The sequence below is a fragment of the Sulfobacillus harzensis genome (genome assembly GCF_012933365.1).
Lineage (GTDB): Bacteria > Bacillota > Sulfobacillia > Sulfobacillales > Sulfobacillaceae > Sulfobacillus_B > Sulfobacillus_B harzensis.
The window spans coordinates 1-2,691 of the sequence record NZ_JABBVZ010000214.1 but is presented as its reverse complement, the minus strand read 5'-3'; the positions used below and the strand labels follow the sequence as shown (position 1 = coordinate 2,691).

Below are 2,691 nucleotides of genomic sequence, written 5' to 3'. Positions count from 1 at the left end.
GGCGATTTATCGGACTACCCGGTGACTAATTACCGGACACACTGGTGGCGAATTACTGGAATACCTGGTGGATTACATCGGAATACGCACCTACGGGTGGTCGGGAGTCGTCGCCGGGTCCGCCGGACGCCGGAGGGCGTCCGCCTGGTTCTCGTCATTCGGCGTCTCCGTTGTGATCTCTGTGCCCGAATCCATCACGAGCTCCCGGATTGTCTGGTGCCCTATCGGCGCTATGACACCGCTAGCCTCGAAGCCTTTGCCACGGAGGGATCGGCGGCCGCCGTCGCGGCCGAACCGTCCACATTCGCGCGGTGGCACGCCTGGTTTCATGTCTGGATTCCGTATGTGCAGCAGTGTTGGGCAGCGTTACAAGCGCGGCAACGGATTCCGGCCACGGCGGGGGCCCTGCCGTGGCTGACGCCACTTCCTCAACGGGCTCCGTGGGTGCGCACGTCGACCGGCTGGCTGGCCTCGGTTGTCCAGCGGCTCGTCAACGAAGCGCTGTGGGTACAGACCCGTTCGGCATCGATGGCCTGACGCGGTATCGCTACGATGGAGCGGAATCACCGAAAAAGGGAGGATTCCATCCATGCAACGAGAAAAAGCAGAAGCGATCGCGACCGAGCGGATGCAACTCATCGCGCCGCTCTTAGATCCGCATGTCGACCAGGCCGTCCGGAAACAGCTGACCGCGGCCATTTGCGCACAATCGGGATTATCGGACCGGACGGTCCGACGGTATGTGAGACAGTTTCAGGGCGCGGGATTTGAGGGTCTGAAACCGCAAGGGCGCCCAGCGCGGGACTCCGACGCGATTCCCCCCGAGGTTCTGGCCCAGGCCATTCAGTTGCGGCGGGAAGCTCCACAACGTAGCGTTCGTCAGATTATCCAGGTCCTTGAATGGGAAGGTCGCGTTAACCCGGGACAAATCAAGCGCAGCACCTTGCAAGAGCACCTCGCCGCCGCGGGATACAGCACCCGACAGATGCGGTTGTATCACAGCGCCGGAACGGCTGCCCGCCGCTTCCAGCGGCGACACCGCAATGCACTCTGGCAGTCAGACATCAAGTTTGGGCCGTATCTGCCCATTGGTCCGCACGGGAAAGCGCAGCAGGTGTTTCTCTCCGTCATCATCGATGACGCCACCCGGTTTGTGGTGCATGCCGCCTTCTACCCAACGCAAGACCAGACGATTGTCGAAGACAGCCTGCGGGCCGCCATGCGGCGGTATGGCGTGCCTCAACGCCTGTATTTCGATAACGGCAAGCAGTACCGATCCCGCCAGATGGCGCGCATTGGCGCGAAGCTCGGCATCCGGATCGTCTACACGAAACCCTACGCTCCCGAGGCCAAAGGTTATGGCAAGCTGACCATTATGGAAAGACAACTCCGCAATCCCTTGCAAATGCCTCCTTTTCTTCGGCGTGGCTTGACATAATGACCCACACTGGAGGCGCGCTACGGCGCCATTACGTGTGGGAGGAATCGCCAATGAAAGAAGATCTGAGTGTCGCGGAGCTCATCGTGGTAACCCGTGAACTTCTTCTGCAAACGCAGCATACCCCCTTGTCCTTACAGAGATTCGAGACCGTATGGGGGGAGCTGGAACAGTTCGCCTGCGCTGAACAAGCCTCAGCATTTACGCGCGAGTTGGGGGCGACCTTTTTGGCTCATCGGTACGGATTGGTGCTGGGGGCGGAGCCCTGGCCTACCGCGCGACGGGACCAAAATCGACTGCGGGCCATTGAGGTGCTACTCGATTGTCAGGCCCATCATCCTGTCTCGATTCGCCGCCGGACGACATCGACTCCGTTTCAGGGCCCATGGGCGCCGATTATGGATGCGTTCGTCGCGTACGAAAAGCGGGCGGGCCGAGCGGCCCGCACCATGGAAACTCATCTGCTGTACCTCGCACGGTTCATGGAGTTTCTTGACGCTGCGGGTGTTGCAGACCCGGCGGCGCTTGATGCCCGCGTGCTCACCGAGTTTGTCAGTCTGACCGGACGTGAGTATTCCCGGAGCACGCTTTATTGTACCTCGTGCTTGCTCCGGACGTTTCTCAGGTATTTGCACCGGGAGGGACACACCGCTCGCAATCTGGCCGTGTTTGTGCCGCCGGTCTCCGGGGTGAAAAAGGTCCACTTACCATCGAGTTACGCGGCAGACGATATCGCTCGCTTATTGACTGCCGTCGATCGTGCCAATCCCAAAGGGCGGCGAGACTACGCGATGCTCTTGTTGGCGTGTCGTCTAGGCCTACGAGCCTCCGACATTTGCCGTCTCACGTTTGCCAGTTTCCAGTGGGACACCAACACCCTGGTAATCACTCAGCAGAAGACCGGGCAGCCGCTCACCTTGCCCCTGTTGACGGAGGTCGGCACGGCTGTCATCGAATACCTGAAATATGGGCGGCCTGGTGTGGATTGTCCGACGATTTTTCTCCGGCACACAGCCCCGGTGGGGCCACTCACTCCGCCGACGCTGCATAGCATCGTCAGTCAATACCTCACCCGCGCAGGCGTCGCGGTGCCGCCGGGCAAAAACGGATTTTCAGATTGTGCGCCACCTAGTGGTGCCGTTGTCGATTCCCGCCATCGTTTCGATGGCGATCTATGTGCGACTGGCAGGTACAGAAGCTTGCAGGTGAAAGTCCTGCTCCTGCGAATTACCCCATTCAAGTGGGATAGCCAA

The 2,691-nt window shown here is 60.3% G+C and carries 3 protein-coding genes; all 3 read left to right on the top strand.

The features are described from left to right. Window positions 1–537 (top strand): DUF6431 domain-containing protein (locus HIJ39_RS23915; RefSeq protein ID WP_207711868.1); only part of this gene is annotated, 537 nt, incomplete at its 5' end. Window positions 538–589: 52 nt separating this feature from the next. After that, on the top strand, window positions 590–1,438 hold the full coding sequence (locus HIJ39_RS22440) for a DDE-type integrase/transposase/recombinase (protein ID WP_169103261.1): 849 nt from the start codon (window positions 590–592) through the stop codon (window positions 1,436–1,438). A gap of 53 nt (window positions 1,439–1,491) precedes the next feature. Further along, window positions 1,492–2,691, top strand: a 1,200-nt coding sequence (locus HIJ39_RS22435; RefSeq protein WP_169103260.1) for a tyrosine-type recombinase/integrase, incomplete at its 3' end; no start/stop codon positions are given.

Bases quoted from the DNA above. Each gene is read 5' to 3' on its own strand.
- HIJ39_RS22440 (WP_169103261.1), top strand. From the start codon at position 590: ATGCAACGAGAAAAAGCAGAAGCGATCGCGACCGAGCGGATGCAACTC.